Genomic DNA, 15777 nt, shown 5'->3' with positions numbered 1-15777 from the left:
GGGAGCTGCAGACAGAACATGCGGGCGAATTTCATCTTCTCCGAGGTCTGGATCGGCCTCCGTCGCAACCTGACCATGACGATCGCGGTGGTCATCACCGTGGCGGTCGGCATGGCGATGCTGGGCGTCGGCTTGATGATCAACGCCCAGGTCGGCATGATGAAGGGCTACTGGGACGACCAGGTCGAGGTCTCGGTCTACCTCTGCAGCAAGGGCACGGCGATCGAGTCCTGCAAGGGCAAGGAGATCACCAAGGCCCAGATGGACTCGCTGCAGCAGCTCATCAAGAGCACCCCCGGGGTCGACGAGGTGTTCTTCGAGAACCAGGCGGCGGCGTACGAGAACTTCAAGAAGTCGTTCTCCGCCAACAAGGCCCTCGCGAGCGTCACCAAAGTCGAGGACATGCCGCAGTCGTTCCGCGTCAAGGTGTCGGATCCCGACAACTACCAGTCGGTCATCCAGGCCATCCAGGGCAAACCTGGCGTGTCACAGGTGATCGACCAAGCGCAGCTGATCGGGCCGTTCTTCCAGCTGCTCGACAAGCTCTCCTTCACCGCGCTCGCGGTGGCGGTCATCCTGGTGATGGCGGCGGCGCTGCTGATCGGCAACACGGTCCGGCTCTCCGCGTTCAACCGGCGCAGGGAGACCGGCATCATGCGGCTGGTCGGCGCGTCCAACCTCTACATCCAGCTGCCGTTCGTCATGGAGGGCATGATCGCCGGCCTGATCGGCGGCGTGTTCGCGGCGATCATCCTGATCGTGACCAAGGTCTTCCTCTTCGAGGACCTCGGCCGCTACCTCGGCGACGCGACGGCACAGCTGGGCTGGAACGACGTGGCCCAGTCGATCACCTTCACCATGATCATCGGTGTGCTCATCTGTGTGCTCGCCTCCTTTGTCACCCTCCGTCGCTACCTCCGGGTCTAGAGGGAACCAGCGGTAAAGTCGATACATGCCACGTGAGACCGGGCGGAAGCTCGTCGCCCAGAACAAGCGTGCCCGGCACGACTACCACCTCGAGGACACCGTCGAGGCGGGGCTCGTGCTGCAGGGCACCGAGGTGAAGTCGCTGCGCGAGGGCCGCGCCTCGCTCGTCGACGGCTACGCCAGCATCGACGACGGCGAAGCGTGGCTGCTCAACGTCCACATCCCCGAATACTCCCAGGGGACCTGGACCAACCACGCGGCCCGCCGCAAGCGCAAGCTGCTCCTCCACCGTAAAGAGATCGACAAGCTCGCCGCCAAGACCAAGGAGGGCGGGCTGACGATCGTGCCGCTGGCCCTCTACTTCAAGGACGGCAAGGCCAAGGTCGAGATCGCCGTCGCCCGGGGCAAGAAAGACTGGGACAAGCGGCAGTCGCTGGCGGAGCAGCAGGCGAAACGGGAGATGGCCCGGGCGCTGCGGCACCGCAACCGATGAGAGCGGCGGCCCGCACCCGATGAGACGCGCCCGCCGCACCCTCGCCGCGGCCGCCACCCTGGCGGTCGCGTGCACCACCTTGACCGGCTGCTTCGAGGAGCCGACGCCGCACGACGCGGTGCGCGACTTCCTCGTGGGATGGCAGTCGGGCGACTACGACCTGGCCGCGGGCCGCACCGACGGCGACCGGGCGGCCGTGCGCAAGGCGCTGTCCGACGCCAAGCTGGAGCTCGACGCGGCCTCGTTCCGCTTCAAGATCACGAGCCTCAGCATGACGGGCGAGGAGGCCAAGGCCGACTTCCACGTCGAGGTCGACCTGGGGGAGAACAACCCCCTCTGGCAGTACGAAGGGCTGCTCCCGCTGCACCTGGTCGACGGCACCTGGAAGGTGCGCTGGTCGCCTTCCGTGCTGCACCCGCAGCTGAAGGAGGGGCAGCGGTTCGCGGTCGACACCGACCCGAAGCCGCGCAAGCCGATCGTCGACCGCAACGGCAAGCCGCTCCAGGGCAACACCGCCTTCTACAGCGCGGGCGTCTATCCCGCCAGGCTCGGCGACCGGGCCGAGGACGCGGCGGCGAAGCTCTCGGCGATCACCGGCTACGCCCAGGACCGGCTGCTGAGCCGCATCAGGTCCGCGCCGCCCGACAAGTTCGTGCCGCTGGTCACGTTCGGCCGGGCCCGCTTCCAGTCGATGCAGTCGAAGCTCGACGCGATCGACGGCATCGAGACGCAGCGGCAGGACCAGCCGGTCAATCCCGAGCCGCCCCGGCAGATCGTCGGCAGCGTCAGCGCGCTCACCCCCGAGACCGAGCAGAAGCTCGGCGGTCCCGAGCGGGCCGGCGACTCGGTGGGCAAGAGCGGCCTGCAGGAGGCGTACCAGAACTACCTGACCGGCTCCACGGAGACCAAGGTCGTCACGCTCGACCTCAAGACCGGCAAGCAGGTCGCCCTGCTCAAGGAGTGGCTGGGCCGGACCAACGTCTCGGTGCGCACCACGATCGACCGGGACATCCAGGCGGCTGCCGAGCAGGCGGTGGCCGACACGGAGACGAGCGCGCTGGTGGCGGTGCAGCGCGACACCGGTCAGATCCTCGCGGTGGGCGCCAAGGGCGACATGAGCCAGGAGAAGCACGCGCTGGCCGGCAAGTTCCCGGCGGGCACGGCGTTCTCCATCGTCGCCGCCGACGCGCTCATCAAGAACAACGTCAGCCCCAAGCTGCGGCTGGCCTGTCCTGAGGAGCGCACGGTCGGCGGTGCCAGGTTCGTCCGCACCGGCCAGCCGACCGGGGTGACCTCGTCGGCCACCCTGCAGGAGCACTTCGCCAAGGGCTGCGTCACCGCGCTGGCCTCGCTGGCCCGCCGCGTCTCGGCCGCCGACCTGGACGAGAGCGCCAAGGCGTTCGGCGTGGGCCTGCCCTGGAGGCTGCCGCTCAAGTCGTTCAGCGGCTCGCTGCCCGAGCTGTCCAGCGACGCCGACAAGGCCAGGGCCATCGCGGGCCAGAACGTCGAGGTCAGCCCGCTCGGCATGGCGCTGGTGGCCGCGGCGGTCGCCTCGGGCACCTGGCACCCGCCCGTGCTGGTCACCGACCCCGGCTCGCCCGACCCGGCGGCGGAGGTCGCGCAGGCTCCGCAGCCCGCGCCCGTCCCCCTGGACCCCAAGGTCCGCACGGCGCTGACGTCGATGATGCGGGCCGGCGCGATGGGCACCAGTGCCCAGGCCGGCAAGGGCCGCGTCTACGGCGTGAAGGCCACGGCGGGCAACCAGTACACCTGGTTCGTGGGCTGGCAGGGGGAGGTGGCCGTGGCCGTGCTGGCGAAGAACTACGACGCCGCGGCCGAGGCGGGCGGCTTTTTCGCCGCCCTCCAGAACTCTCCGTGAAAATGTTGTCACGCTGAGCAACCATTCGAGGGCCTGGTCGCGTCTTACTGAGTGACTGGGCCCGCTCGGGGGGTTGCGGATCCAGTCGCCGTGATGAGATCAGGACTTCATCTCGGGGGAAGTCCTGCCGTCCGGACCGGCTCGACCCTGCCGGTCGGCCCCCGGGAGCGCGAGCTGCGGTGCCACGCTCCCGGGGGCTTTGCCATGGGGAATTAAGGTGGCGTCAGGGGCGTTCTCCCCTGTAGATTCTTGTTGCTCGCCCGGTTCGCCGGGTGGGTTGACAACTGCACAGGGGGTGACTGGCTTCGACTTCGACTTTGCAAGCCAGGTGAAGCGGGCCGAGGACTGCGGACATAACCTCGTTAATCCTGTGACCGCAAACAACAAGTGCCAATTCCAAGCGCACTGAGGTCGGCCAGGACACCCTGGCCCTCGCTGCCTAAGTAGCGAAACCTCTGTCAGCCCGGGAGTGCCTTCGGCCCGGTGTCTGGCATCGCTAGAAGGCTCAACCGTTCGACCCGGCCACGGGGGAGATCGGGAAACCAAACAGTGGCTGGGCCCGTCGGCGACTCGCCTGCGTGATCGCCGGGGCCGAGAAAAGCACAGCAGGCTGCGCCCGGAGAAGCCCTGACTTGGGGTTGAAGGACGCGGGTTCGATTCCCGCCACCTCCACCACTTGAGACCGCCCCTTACCTGCGGAACACCGCAGGTAAGGGGCGGTTTCGCGTCTGCGCGCCCGGGTCGATGTTCCTGGCTCAGGCGGGTTCGCCCGTGGCGATGTTCCGCAGGAGCAGCGCCTCCGCCAGACAGACGCGGGCGAACTCGCCGAGGTGCAGGCTCTCGTTGGCGCCGTGCGCCTTGGTGTGGGGGTCCTCCACCCCGGTCACCAGGATCGAGGCCTGCGGGAACAGGCTCTGGAAGGTCGCGATGAACGGGATGGAGCCACCGACGCCGATCTCCACGGGGTCCGTGCCGTCCCAGGCGGTCTTGAACGCCGCGCGGGCCGCGTCGAAGTAGCGCCCGGTCGCGTCGATCACACAGGGGTTCCCGTTCGCCTCGAGCCTCACAGTGATCTGTGCGCCCCATGGCACGTGCTTCTCCAGGTGCGTCACGAGCATCTGGTACGCCGATGCCGGGTCGTCCCCGGGGGCGATACGCATGCTGATCTTCGCCCGTGCCCCCGCCACGAGCGCGTTGGGCGCCTCGGACGTCGGAGGCGCGTCGATGCCGAGTACGGAGATCGACGGCTTGGTCCAGATCCGATCGACGATGCGGCCGGTCCCGATCAGCTCCACCCCGTCGAGGAGCCCGGCCTCCGACCGGAACCGTTCCACCGGGTAGTCCAGCGGTGCCGCCTCCCCGCGGACCAGCCCCTCGACAGCCACCTCGCCGTCGGCGTCGTGCAGCGTCGCCAGCAGCCGGCACAGCGCGGTCAGCGCGTCGGGTACGGCCCCGCCGAACATGCCGCTGTGCGCCGCCGACTCCAAGACCTGGACGGTGACGAAGCAGTTGACGATCCCGCGCAGCGAGGTGGTCAGCGCGGGCACGCCGATGTCCCAGTTGCCGGAGTCGGCGATGACGATCACGTCACTGGCGAGATCGTCACGATTCTCGGCGAGCAGCTCGGACAGGGTGGGGGAGCCGAACTCCTCCTCGCCCTCGATGAACAGGACGATGCCCACCGGAAGCCGGTCGTCGGCCGTGCCGCACCCGAACGCCCGCAGCGCCGCGATGTGCGCCATGATGCCGGCCTTGTCGTCGGCGGAGCCCCGGCCGTACAGGCGGCCGTCCCGCTCGACCGGCTCGAACGGGTCCGACGCCCACAGGCTCGGGTCTCCTGTGGGCTGGACGTCGTGGTGCGCGTACAGGAGCACGGTCGGCGCTCCGGGCGGTGCGGGCCGGCGCCCGATGACGGCGGGAGCGCCCTCGCCGATGCGGCTGATCCGTACGTCCAGGCCGAGGTCGCGGATCAGATCGGCCACGGCGTGTGCCGAGCGCTCCAGCGGGGCGGCGTCGAAGTCGTCGAAGGCGATGCCGGGGATGCGCACCAGCCGTTCGAGGTCGGCGCGTACGCCCGGGAGTTCTCGTTCGATCGCGGCGCGCAGCTGGTCGACGGCCGGGGTAGTCATGGCGAAGTCCTTTTCGTGTGGATGGGTTCAGTGTCAGGCGAGGGGGATCGCCTGGCCGGTGACGCGGACGCGCGGGTCGAGGGGGTCCACCTCGACCAGCAACCGGCTCGGGCGGCCCATGTCCTCGCCCTGCTTGATGGTGACGCAGGCGGGTGCCCGCACCAGCCCCAGGTCACGCAGGTAGCCGCCGAACGCGGCCGCCGCCGCCCCCGTCGCGGCGTCCTCGACCACACCGCCGACGGGGAACGGGTCGCGGGCGTGGAAGACATCGGGGCTCTCGCGCCACACCAGATGCACGGTGGTCCACCCGTGGCGCCGCATCACGTCGGCGAGCCCGTCGAAGTCGTACGCCAGATCGGCCAGCCGCGACCGCGACACGCAGGCCAGCACGAGATGGTCGTTGCCGGCGAAGGCGACATGGGGCGGAAGCGCCGGGTCGAGATCGGCGTGCTCCCAGCGCAGGGCGGCGAGGGCCTCGTCCACCTCGCCGTCCCGGGCCGGCCGTGTCCGCGTCGGGACGCTGGTGAGCGTGGCCCGGACGACGCCGTCATCGGCGACCGTCTTCACCGGGATCTCTCCGCCAGGCGTGTCGAAGACCAGGTCGCCCGGCCCGATCCGCTCGGCCAGCGCCACGGAGGTCGCGACGGTGGCATGCCCGCAGAACGGGACCTCCGCGAGCGGGCTGAAGTACCGGAGCCCGAAACGGCGCCGCCGATCGTCCCGCGCGGTGATGAAGGCCGTCTCGGAATAGCCCACCCGCGCGGCCACGGCCAGCATCTGATCGGCCTCCAGCAGCCCCGCGTCCAGCACGACGCCGGCCGGGTTGCCGCCGTTCCGATCGGAGGTGAAGGCGGCGTAGCGCAGGACGTCGATGGTCGCGGAAGTCATGAATACATGCTTACCGTCCATATGTTATCGGTTCAAATGATGATTTATGATAGGCCGTATCGATGATTTCGATCGAGCACCTCTGGGATGGCCGCGTGGACACCCGCCTGCTGCACACTTTCACCATCCTGGCCCGGACCGCCAGCTTCACCGCCACGGCCGCCGAGCTGCATCTCGCGCAGTCCACGGTGACCGCGCAGATCCGGGCACTGGAGAAGGCGCTGGGCACCCGGCTCTTCGACAGGTTGTCCAGGGGCGCCGTCCTCACCGAGAGCGGACGGCGGCTGCTCGACGACGCCGAAGCGGTCCTGCGGGCCGAGTCCCGCCTGTTCACGACGGCGGCACAGGAAGGCCCGATCACCGGGAAGGTCGTGGTCGGCGCGGGGGAGACCCTGTGCTCCGCGCACCTGCCGAGCGTGATCGCCACCCTGCGGGACACCCATCCCGACATCGACGTCGACCTGCAGCCGTCCGGCACGGCCGACGCCGTGGAGAAGCTGCACTCGGGCCGGCTCGACATCGCCCTGCTGCTGGAGGAACAGGTCGACGTCCCCGAACTCGTCGTGACCCGCATCGGCGAGCAGTCCCTGGTCCTCCTGTGCGCCCCCGATCATCCGCTGGCCGGGCGGGACCGGCCGGTCACCTGGGAGGAACTGGCCGGCGAGAAGTTCTTCCTGCACGAGCAGGGCTGCTCCTACAGCGACCGGCTCGCCCGTCGCCTGCTGGCGGTGCCCGACGGGCGGCCACGCCTGACCCGTTTCGGCAGCATCGAGGCCGCCCGATCCTGCGCCACCGCGGGCCTCGGCCTCACCGTGCTGCCCCGGGCCAACGTCACCACCGCCCTGCGCGAGGGGAGCCTGGTCGAGGTGCCCGGCCACGCCCTGCCGGACGTCCCGGTCCATCTCGCTCGGCATCGGCGCCGCTGGGCCTCCCGCGCCACCCTCGCGGTGGAACACGCACTCGTGGCGCACTTCCAGCCGGACGACTCCAGGCCCGAGCCGTGATCACCCCGCCGGCACCGAAGTCCGGCACCGAAGTCCGGCACCGAAGTCCGGCACCGAAGTCCGGCACCGAAGTCCGGCACCGAAGTCCGGCACCGAAGTCCGGCACCGAAGTCCGGCACCGAAGTCCGGCAGGCCCGGGGCGGCAGGCGGGGAGCGGCGGCCAGGGACAGGCACGGATCGGCCGGCAGCCGGAGCCGCACCGTCACACCGGTACGCCGCGCCGGCTCACCCACTCGCATGACCGGACCCCTGACTCCGCACCCCGAGGTACAGGTCGACACGCCGGCCGGCGCCGTGGCTCACAGCCGGAGCGCCTCCTCGCGGGACCTCGCGGTAGAGGGTGAGCGTTGGCGGACCCCGGGACTGTCACGCCCGGGCGGAGCGCCTTTCACTCACAAGGGGGAGGAGGCTCCTCCGACGGGGGGAAGTCTCCGCCGCCTCCCGCCAATAATTTGATCGGCATGAACCGTATTGCTGTGCTCGCCATCCCGATCGTCTCCGTCGCCCTGCTGGCCGCCCCCGCAGGCGCCACCGCACCCAAGCCACCTTCCTACTCCCTGAGCGGCACCGCCACCGGGACGCTGCCGGAGTCGTTCGGTCAGTGGGCGGGTGACAAGGTGCGGTTCACGATCGATGCCAAGAGCACAGGAGGCAGGACGGAGGGCACGTTCGACGTGCTCCACGCGGGAAAGCCCGGCGAGCCGGCCGCGGGTGACTTCGAAGGAAAGATCACCTGCCTGGTCGCGGCCGACGGCTTCGCGGTCGCCACCGGCGTCATCTCGAAGGGCCGTGCCACCCTTCCCGGTCAGCCGGCCAAGGACGTGACCGGGCAGAAGGTCTCCTTCACGGTGCACGACAAGGGTCGCCGCGACACCATGTACTGGATGTGGGAGTTCCTGGGCGCGCCGATCAACGACTGCGAGGGCACGGCGCCGCTCTTCCGGCCGTCCACCAGCAGCTTCAAGGTCAAGTACTAGCCTCGATGCCTCTCGGGCCGATCGCCTGCGATGAAGGCGGCCAAGGTCGACGCCGGGCCGAGCGGGCGGCCCAGCACGAAGCAGGCGCCCCTTCGGCCTACGACAGCGTGACGGTGCCGATCAGCGCGCGGTGGTCGGAGCAGAGCCCGTCGGGGTTGCCGGCGCACGATGTCGGAGGCGCGAGCGTGTCACCCGAGTACGGGCCGGCGATCCGGTCCTCCCGGACGAAGATCATGTCGATCTTGCTCCCCGTGCCGCACGGCCCTCGGGGGTCCGGCGTGCTGACGCTGAGCTCGCCGTAGCCGGGGCAGTTGTTCTGGTCCGCGTCGTCCAGCTCGTGATAGTGCCCGGTGTTGCCGCGGTTGTTGGGGGTGTTCACGGCGGAGGAGTAGTAGCCGTTCAGCCGCGCGGCATCGGCCTGGATGTTGAAGTCGCCCGCGATCACCACGGTGTCGCCGTCCGCGTGATACGCCTCCAGCCGGGCGAGCACGGCGTTGAGCTGGGCGGCCCGGTAGGCGTCCACGTACGTGAGATGCGCCGTGCAGAACCGCAGATGGGGGCGGGCCTTCAGGGGAGCGCAGAGCATCTTGCGCTGCTCGGTCATGCCGTCGTCGGGAAGGGTGATCCGCTCGGCGGCCCCCAGGGGCTGCCTGCTGAAGATGGCGTTGCCGAAGTCCCTGCCGCCGCACGGCCCGCCCGACCTGGCCGGGTACGTGACGACGAAACGGGCGAAGTTGGCGTCGTCGGCCGGCCAGCCGGCGTCCCGGAGGCCGCTGATCAGCGCGTCGTACTGGTTCTCGCACAGCTCGTTGAACGAGGCGAAGCTCGCGCCCCGGGCGGTGATCGAGGACACCGCCGCCCGGACCATGCCGTTGGTGGTGGAGGCGTGGTTCAGGGTGTTGCCGGCCACGTTCCAGTGCCAGATGGTGGAGGACTCCGCGGTGGCGCTCGCCGCGCCGGGAGCGGCCAGTGCCACCAGAACCGATGAGATCACCACGGAGGTCAAGCGCCTAGGAAACCGCACGGGCCCACTCCAGTCGTCGTCGATCATCGCGTACCGCACCATCACGATCATCGATGCCGGCGGCGCGGTCAACGGCCCGGTGCGCGCCTCACGTCCCGCAGGGCAGGCTCGCGGTCAGGGTGGTGGGCCCGCCGGGAGGGCTGTGCAGCGCGAACGTCCCGTCGTGTGCCTCGATCCTGCGCCGGATGCCGACCAGGCCGGTCCCGTCGCGCTCGTCCGCCCCGCCGTGGCCGTCGTCGGCGACCTGGATGTGCAGCCGGTCGCGGTGGCGGCGGACCCGTACGGTGGCCTGCCGGGCGCCGCTGTGCTTGGCGATGTTGGTGAGCGCCTCGGCCACCATGAAGTACGCGGTGGCCTCGACGGCCGCGGCGGCCCTGACCGGGATGTCGGCTTCGATCCGGCAGGGCAGCGGGCAGTCGGTGGCCAGGCCGGTGAGCGCGTCGGCGAGGCTCCGGTCGGTCAGGACCGGCGGCAGGATGCCGCGCGCGACTCCCCGGAGCTCGGCCAGCGCCTGTTCCGCGGCGGTCTGAGCCCGTTCGAGCGGCTCCCTGGCGACGGCGGGGTCACGCGACAGTGCCTGGAGCGCCGCCCCGAGCAGCACGTTGACGGCCACCAGCCGGTTCTGCGTCCCGTCGTGCAGGGACCGCTCGATCCGCCGCAGTTCGGTGACGTGGGCGTCCAGGGCGGCGGCGCGGGTCGCGGTCAGCTGCTCCACCCGCAGGGTCAGGTCGGCGTCGCGGCCGGGGGCCAGGAGCCGCCGCCCCGGCCAGGCCTGCAGGCGCGCCATGCCGGGGACGAATATCACCGTGAGGGCGATCCAGAGCGGCGACAGCCCGGCGACGCCGAGAGCGCTGGGCATGTCCGTGACCATCCAGAGCCCGAAGGTGGCCCCGGTCGCGGCATCCTCCGGCGGCAGCGTCCACCACCACAACACGAAGGTGGCGTCCTGCACGGCGTGGATGGGGAACGTGAGGCCGAGGGTGCCGAGGAGCGCCCCGGACGTGGCGTGGGTGGCCGCCCAGGCCAGCTCCCTGCGTACGGTGCGGTCGGCGAGGGCGGCCCGCAGCCCGTCCGGCAGGGGCGCCGGGGCGATGATCTCCGGGCCCCAGCGCGAGAGCCTGGCCCGCTCGCGGTCGGCGACCGCGCGCAGCCCGCGCAGCACGAGGGGCAGCAGCGGCAGGCCCACCCCGGCCAGGCAGGCGACCGAGGTGACGATCAGCGACACGACGGAGATCGCGGCGAGGACCGCCGTGCCGAGCCCGCCCACGATGTGATCGAGCGCGTCAACGGTGACGACGGCGCGGTTGCGGATGGTCCGCCGTCTGGCCGATCGCCGATGGATCCCGCCGTTGTGAGGCGGCATGCACACTCCTCAGCCGGGACGCCCGGAGAGACCAGGCAGCGACAGATTGCTCGGGAAGCCCGCAAAGAAAGGTATACCTTACTTTGTCGCAAGTTTGTCTGAATGTCAGGGCCTTTGTTGGGTTGGTCAGAGTCCGCAGCAAAGGCACCGTGGGTGCACAATTGACGCCTCTCTGCCACCGATGGGGGCTTACATGTGCTTAGGTGGTCCTTTGACAATTGTGGGGTCGGAGTGAGGTAAGGGTGTCAAGGTACGGCTGGCGCCACTCGGCGTTCGCGCCCGTGGTGGGCCTGGTGGTGTCCGCGCTGCTGATGGCGGCCGGAGTAGTGGAGTCGCTGCTGATCGCCGTGGGCGCGGCCACGGCTCCGGCGGCTGCGGAGCTCGTGGTCACGCTCATCATCGCGGTGTTCTTAACCACCGTTCTCAGGATCGTCAGGGCCGTTCCGGACATCCGGCGGGAGAGCGCCGCGACGGAACGGGCCGTGGCGAACGTCCAGGCGGTGCGGCCCAACGAGGACACGCTGGTGGCGCGGCGGCTCAAGCTCTTCAAGGAGGCGGCCGAGGCGGGCAACGACTGCGAGGCGGTGCTGAGCGCCCGCTCCGCGCTCGACGAGAACGAGATGGCCAACCGGCACCACCTCGACCACGCGCTCATCTGGGCGCTGCCCGTGTTCGGGTTCATCGGCACCGCGCTGACGATGGGCGCGATGGTCAGCTCCTTCTCCAACGCCCTGGACAGCAAGGGCGATCCCAGCGTGCTCATGGCCGCGCTCAAGCAGCACGTGCTGCCGGAGCTGGCGTCCGCGTTCGGCGTCACCCTGATCGCGCTGTTCCTCAGCGTGCTCGCGTTCGGTGCGATGGCCCTGGTCGAGCGGGCGGAGCGCACGGCGGTCGTGGCCGCCGACGAGGTGTTCCTGACCTACATCGCGCGCCTGCCCGCCAAGCAGGCGGCACCCGCCATGAACGGGCTCACCCAGGAGCTGGCCCTGTCCAGGGGCAGGACGGAGGAGCTGGTCAAGAACCTGGACGCGCTGCGCACCGCCGTGGAGCGGCTGAGCGCGGTGGAGAGCAGGCCGCAGCGCTACACCCTGGTGAGGGACCAGTGAGGAGGCGGTCGGCGGGATCGTTCACGCCGCCGCTGGACCTGCGCTTCATCGACCTGTTCATGGCCATCGTCCTGGCGCTGTCGTTCGTCGCGATCATGCTGACGGTGGTGGCGCGGATGCTGCCGACGGAGGACGTCGCCTCGCCGCCCCCGCGCCAGGAGACCCGGCAGAGCGTGGCCCAGTTGGAGCGCAAGCTCGACGCCGCCGTGCAGGCCCAGCACAAGGCCGAGGCCGAGCTGAGAGTCGCGCGGGAGCAGATCGCCGAGCAGACCGCCTTCACGCTGCCCTGGTGGCTGATCGGGTTCTGCGCCGTGCTCGGCGTGTTCGCCGTGTTCATGGGGTGGCGGATCCGGCTGTGGAACGACGGCACCCTGCCACGCATTCGCAGCTGGCTGCTGGTCACGGCGGTGGTGATGGTGGTCACGGTGGTGATCAGGTGGCTGAGCGACAGCGAGGGCTACCTGCTGCTCGCCGCCATCCCCTGGTGGGCCGCCGACGCCTTCTGCCTGGGGCTCATGCTGGTCGCGTACGTGCTGATCTCCGTCATCCGGGCCAGTCACAAGGCGCTCGGCGACCTCAAGATCCGGTCGGCGCGCGGCGGGGTGGGCCCCGGCGCGCCGGTGGAGGAGCCCGAACGGGAAACCGTCAGTGCGCGCAGCCCGCGTACTCGTCGAGACGGCGCACCATCGCCGCCAGCATGAGCGGGAACATCGCCACGTGCGCCGCCATCATGAGCCCGCCGCCGTCGATGACGCCCAGCCACAGCAGCGGGAAGAGCGGCACCACCGGCACGAACATCGCCGCGCACATCTCTGAGGTGGCGGCCCAGCCGTGCCCCCTGATCCGCATCCACACGGCCATGCCGACCGACATGTTGAACGCCATGACCAGGTACGCCAGCTCCGGCTCCCGGCCGTAGGAGAGGCTGAGCCCGGCGGCGGACTCCAGCAGGTCGAGCGCGAACATGCCGGCGAACATGGCGATGACCATCTCCACGTAGTGGAGTGCGAACCTGCCCCAACGGCGACCCGTGCGCGTGCTTGTCGTTGTCATGCCCCCGACTGTCTCCGGGCCGCCGCCCCGCGGCCAGGGACGGTGGGTGGGAAGGTCCGGAAACTTGGGGACTTCGTCCTTCCGACCTACAGTCGTGCGCATGGAAGTACGACGGGTGGTCGTGGTCGCGTACGAGGCGGCGTCGCTGCTCGACATCGCCTGCGTCGTCTCGACCCTGGAGGAGGCCAACTGGCACGGCGCCCGGCCCTGCTACGAGGTGCGCCTGGCCGCGCCAGGCGGCCAGGCCGTCACCACCGGCACCGCGCTGGTCGTCCAGGCCCAGCGGACGCTCGAACGGATCACCGGCCCCATCGACACGCTGGTGGTGGCGGGCGGGATCGGGTCCGAGGACGCCGCCGCCAACCCGCTCGTCGTCGGCCACGTCCGCCGGCTGGCCCGCGAGAGCCGCCGCGTCGCGTCCGTCTGCACGGGGGCCTACGTCCTGGCCGCCGCCGGCCTCCTCGACGGGCGGCGCGCCACCACCCACTGGCAGATGGCGCAGACGCTGGCGGAGCGCTTCCCCGAGGTGGCCGTGGACGCCGACCCCATCTTCATCCGCGACGGGAACGTCGCGACCTCCGCCGGTGTCACCGCCGCCCTCGACCTCACCCTGGCCTTCGTCGAGGAGGACAACGGCACCGAGCTGGCCCGTACGGTGGCCCGCAACCTGGTCACCTACCTGCAGCGGCCCGGCGACCAGGCGCAGATGAGCATGTTCGTCAGCGGCCCCGCCCCGGCCAACAACCTGGTCAGGCGGACCATCGAGTACATCGGCGCCCACCTGCGCGACGACCTCACCACGCCCGCGCTGGCGGCCGAGGCGGGGGTCAGCGAGCGGCACCTCACCCGGCTGTTCCTGCGGCACCTGGGGCTCACGCCGGGGCGCTACGTCAGGCAGGCCCGCACCGAGGCCGCCGCGCACCTGCTGGCGTCCACCTCGCTGCCGATGGCGTCCGTGGCGGTGCGGTGCGGGTTCGGGACGGCGGAGACGCTGCGGCAGGCGTTCGTCGACCGGTACGGGATCCCGCCGTCCCGCTACCGCCTGGCGCAGGCGACCGGGTGAGGCGCTGATCCGGACAGTTCGTGACTAATGTGTCTGCGATGAACCAGGTCATAGGCGGCTACACGTTGCGCCGCCTGCTCGGCAGCGGCGGCATGGGCGAGGTGCACCTCGCCACCACGCCCACCGGCGGCCTGGCCGCGGTCAAGGTCATCCATCCGGCGCTGGCCCGCGACCCGGCGTTCAGGCGGCGGTTCGAGCGGGAGGTCGCGGCGGCGCGGCGGGTGGCCAGGTTCTGCACCGCGCCCGTCCTCGACGCCGGGATCGACGGAAATATCGCCTACCTCGTCACCGAATACGTCAAAGGTCCTGACCTGGCGCGTGCCGTACACGACCAGGGGCCCTTCTCCGGCTCCAACCTGGACGCGCTCGCCGTCGGCATCGCCACCGCCCTCAGCGCCATCCACGGCGCCGGCGTGATCCACCGCGACCTCAAACCCTCCAACGTGCTGCTCTCGCCGCTCGGGCCCCGGGTGATCGACTTCGGCATCGCCCAGCTCGTGGAGCACGACGGGCTGACCAGCCAGGCCATCCTCGGCACGCCCGCCTTCATGGCGCCCGAGCAGGTGCGCGGGGAGCCGCTGACCCCGGCCGCCGACGTGTTCGCGTGGGGCGGGGTGATCGCGTACGCGGGGACGGGGCGGCCGCCCTTCGGGAGCGGGGCGGCGGGCGAGGTCCTCTACCGGGTCGTGCGGGAGGATCCCCCGCTGGACGGGCTGGACGAGGGGATCCGGGGTGTGGTGGAGCGGGCGCTCGCCAAGGACCCCCGGCGGCGGCCCACCGCGCAGGGGCTCCTGGGGGAACTGGTCGGCGGCACCCGCCTCACCACGGCCACCGAAGTCGTCGAACGCACCTGGACCACCCTCACCACCCCACCCGGCACCGTTCCGCCCAGCGCCGCTCCGGCCGGTGTCCTTCCGCTCGGTGCCGCTCAGCCCGGTGCCGGACGGTCCGATGCCGCCCGGCCTGGCGACATCGCGCCCGGTGCCGCCGCGAGGGGTGCCGCTCCGGCCGGTGCCGCTCCGGCCGGTGCCGCTCAGCATGGCAACGCGCCGTCCAATGCCGCTCAGCCCGGCACCGCACCTCCCCATGCCGCTCAGCCTGGCGCCGTCGCGCCTGGTGCCGTCCCGCCCAGCGCTGTGCCGGGTGGTCAGGGGGCAGGTGGGGGGTCAGCGGTTCGTGGGCATGGGGAGCCGCCTGCCGGGGTGAGACGCCGGAGGTGGCCGTGGATTGCGGGGATCGCCGCGGTGGTCCTTGCCGCCGCCGTGGCCGTGCCCGTGCTGTCCCGGGAGAGCTGGCCGTACGAGGCGGGCTTCGGCGACTCGTGGGAGGTCGGCGCGTCGCAGGGCGGGAGCGCCAAGCGGTCCGGCTCGGGCTACGAGCTGAGCGTCAAGCCGGGCTGGCGGCTGTGGAAGTCGGCCCCAAGGCGGGAGCCGGCGGGCGGGGTGGTGGTCAGCGCCCGGGCCACCCTGGAGGACGGGTCCGGGCAGTACGGTGTGTGGTGCCACGGCTCGGCCGGCTCCGGCGACCGCTACGAGTTCGGGGTGAGCGGCTCGGGCGAGGTCACGATCGTCAAGCGCCGCACGGGCACCGAGGGCACGATCCTGTACGGCCCGGCCGGCGTCGGGAGCGCGGCCGCCAACCGCATCGTGGCGGAGTGCGGCAACGGCGGGGACAGCGGCAACGAGGACGGCGGGAGCGGGGGCAAGGTGACGTTACGCATGTGGCTCAACGACCGCCTGGTCGCGGAGGCGTCCGACACCGAAGCGCCGTACGGCCCGGGCGAGGCCGGCGTGCACGCCGCCTCCGGCGCCTCCGGGTCGCTGCGCGTCCGCTTCGACTCCTTCGCGCTCGGACCGGCAGGTCAATGACCG

14 protein-coding genes and 1 other RNA gene are annotated in these 15777 nt (G+C 71.0%); 10 read left to right on the top strand and 5 right to left on the bottom strand.

The window, feature by feature from the left end; all coding sequences use genetic code 11:
- The first annotated feature begins 18 nt into the window (after positions 1-18).
- From ftsX to ssrA, 4 genes are all read left to right on the top strand, one after another.
- Complete coding sequence (gene ftsX, locus FH608_RS03100; protein WP_139628235.1) at positions 19-927, top strand: permease-like cell division protein FtsX; 909 nt, start codon at positions 19-21, stop codon at positions 925-927.
- A gap of 25 nt (positions 928-952) precedes the next feature.
- A complete protein-coding gene (gene smpB / locus FH608_RS03095; RefSeq protein ID WP_139628234.1) occupies positions 953-1420 on the top strand; it encodes an SsrA-binding protein SmpB in 468 nt (155 codons plus the stop codon).
- 19 nt (positions 1421-1439) lie between these two features.
- Positions 1440-3299 (top strand): penicillin-binding transpeptidase domain-containing protein, encoded by a 1860-nt coding sequence (locus tag FH608_RS03090; RefSeq protein ID WP_139628233.1) that lies wholly within the window; start codon positions 1440-1442, stop codon positions 3297-3299.
- 291 nt (positions 3300-3590) lie between these two features.
- Positions 3591-3974: a transfer-messenger RNA gene (gene ssrA / locus FH608_RS03085) on the top strand.
- A gap of 80 nt (positions 3975-4054) precedes the next feature.
- Here the strand turns inward: ssrA and FH608_RS03080 are convergent.
- Together FH608_RS03080 and FH608_RS03075 are read right to left on the bottom strand one after the other, a co-directional pair.
- Positions 4055-5428, bottom strand: a complete 1374-nt coding sequence (locus FH608_RS03080) for a dipeptidase (protein WP_139628232.1) — start codon at positions 5426-5428, stop codon at positions 4055-4057.
- 33 nt (positions 5429-5461) lie between these two features.
- Positions 5462-6316 (bottom strand): PhzF family phenazine biosynthesis isomerase, encoded by an 855-nt coding sequence (locus FH608_RS03075; protein ID WP_139628231.1) that lies wholly within the window; start codon positions 6314-6316, stop codon positions 5462-5464.
- Positions 6317-6378: 62 nt separating this feature from the next.
- On the opposite strand from FH608_RS03075, the gene FH608_RS03070 reads away from it, so the two are divergent.
- The gene (locus FH608_RS03070; protein ID WP_226898892.1) at positions 6379-7320 is read left to right on the top strand and encodes a LysR family transcriptional regulator; all 942 of its coding nucleotides are present in this window, start codon (positions 6379-6381) and stop codon (positions 7318-7320) included.
- 461 nt (positions 7321-7781) lie between these two features.
- A complete protein-coding gene (locus tag FH608_RS03065) occupies positions 7782-8297 on the top strand; it encodes a hypothetical protein (protein WP_139628230.1) in 516 nt (171 codons plus the stop codon).
- A 97-nt stretch (positions 8298-8394) separates the two neighbouring features.
- Here FH608_RS03065 and FH608_RS03060 read toward each other — a convergent pair whose 3' ends face one another.
- Positions 8395-9294 carry an endonuclease/exonuclease/phosphatase family protein gene (locus tag FH608_RS03060; protein ID WP_226898996.1) on the bottom strand — a complete coding sequence of 300 codons (900 nt, stop codon included), beginning with the start codon at positions 9292-9294 and terminating at the stop codon, positions 8395-8397.
- Positions 9295-9409: 115 nt separating this feature from the next.
- The gene (locus tag FH608_RS03055) at positions 9410-10684 is read right to left on the bottom strand and encodes a sensor histidine kinase (RefSeq protein ID WP_139628229.1); all 1275 of its coding nucleotides are present in this window, start codon (positions 10682-10684) and stop codon (positions 9410-9412) included.
- A 242-nt stretch (positions 10685-10926) separates the two neighbouring features.
- Here FH608_RS03055 and FH608_RS03050 point away from each other — a divergent pair, with 242 nt between their 5' ends.
- Positions 10927-11790, top strand: coding sequence for a hypothetical protein (locus tag FH608_RS03050; protein WP_139628228.1), 864 nt, complete (start codon positions 10927-10929; stop codon positions 11788-11790).
- Entirely contained in the window at positions 11787-12491 is a 705-nt protein-coding gene (locus FH608_RS03045; RefSeq protein WP_139628227.1) for a hypothetical protein, read from the top strand. Before FH608_RS03050 ends, FH608_RS03045 begins: the two co-directional genes overlap by 4 nt.
- Here the strand turns inward: FH608_RS03045 and FH608_RS03040 are convergent.
- Positions 12436-12843 carry a hypothetical protein gene (locus FH608_RS03040; protein WP_139628226.1) on the bottom strand — a complete coding sequence of 136 codons (408 nt, stop codon included), beginning with the start codon at positions 12841-12843 and terminating at the stop codon, positions 12436-12438. The two genes, FH608_RS03045 and FH608_RS03040, sit on opposite strands and share 56 nt — an antisense overlap.
- 100 nt (positions 12844-12943) lie before the next feature.
- Between FH608_RS03040 and FH608_RS03035 the strand changes: the two genes are divergently transcribed.
- Both FH608_RS03035 and FH608_RS03030 read left to right on the top strand, forming a co-directional pair.
- A complete protein-coding gene (locus FH608_RS03035; RefSeq protein WP_139628225.1) occupies positions 12944-13906 on the top strand; it encodes a GlxA family transcriptional regulator in 963 nt (320 codons plus the stop codon).
- A 38-nt stretch (positions 13907-13944) separates the two neighbouring features.
- Positions 13945-15774, top strand: coding sequence for a serine/threonine-protein kinase (locus tag FH608_RS03030; protein ID WP_139628224.1), 1830 nt, complete (start codon positions 13945-13947; stop codon positions 15772-15774).
- Positions 15775-15777 lie beyond the last annotated feature (3 nt).

Origin of the sequence: Nonomuraea phyllanthi (assembly GCF_006334985.2) — a bacterium.
GTDB classification, from domain to species: Bacteria; Actinomycetota; Actinomycetes; order Streptosporangiales; family Streptosporangiaceae; genus Nonomuraea; species Nonomuraea phyllanthi.
The sequence above is the reverse complement of the archived record's forward strand: the minus strand, read 5'-3'. Positions and strand labels throughout refer to the sequence as shown.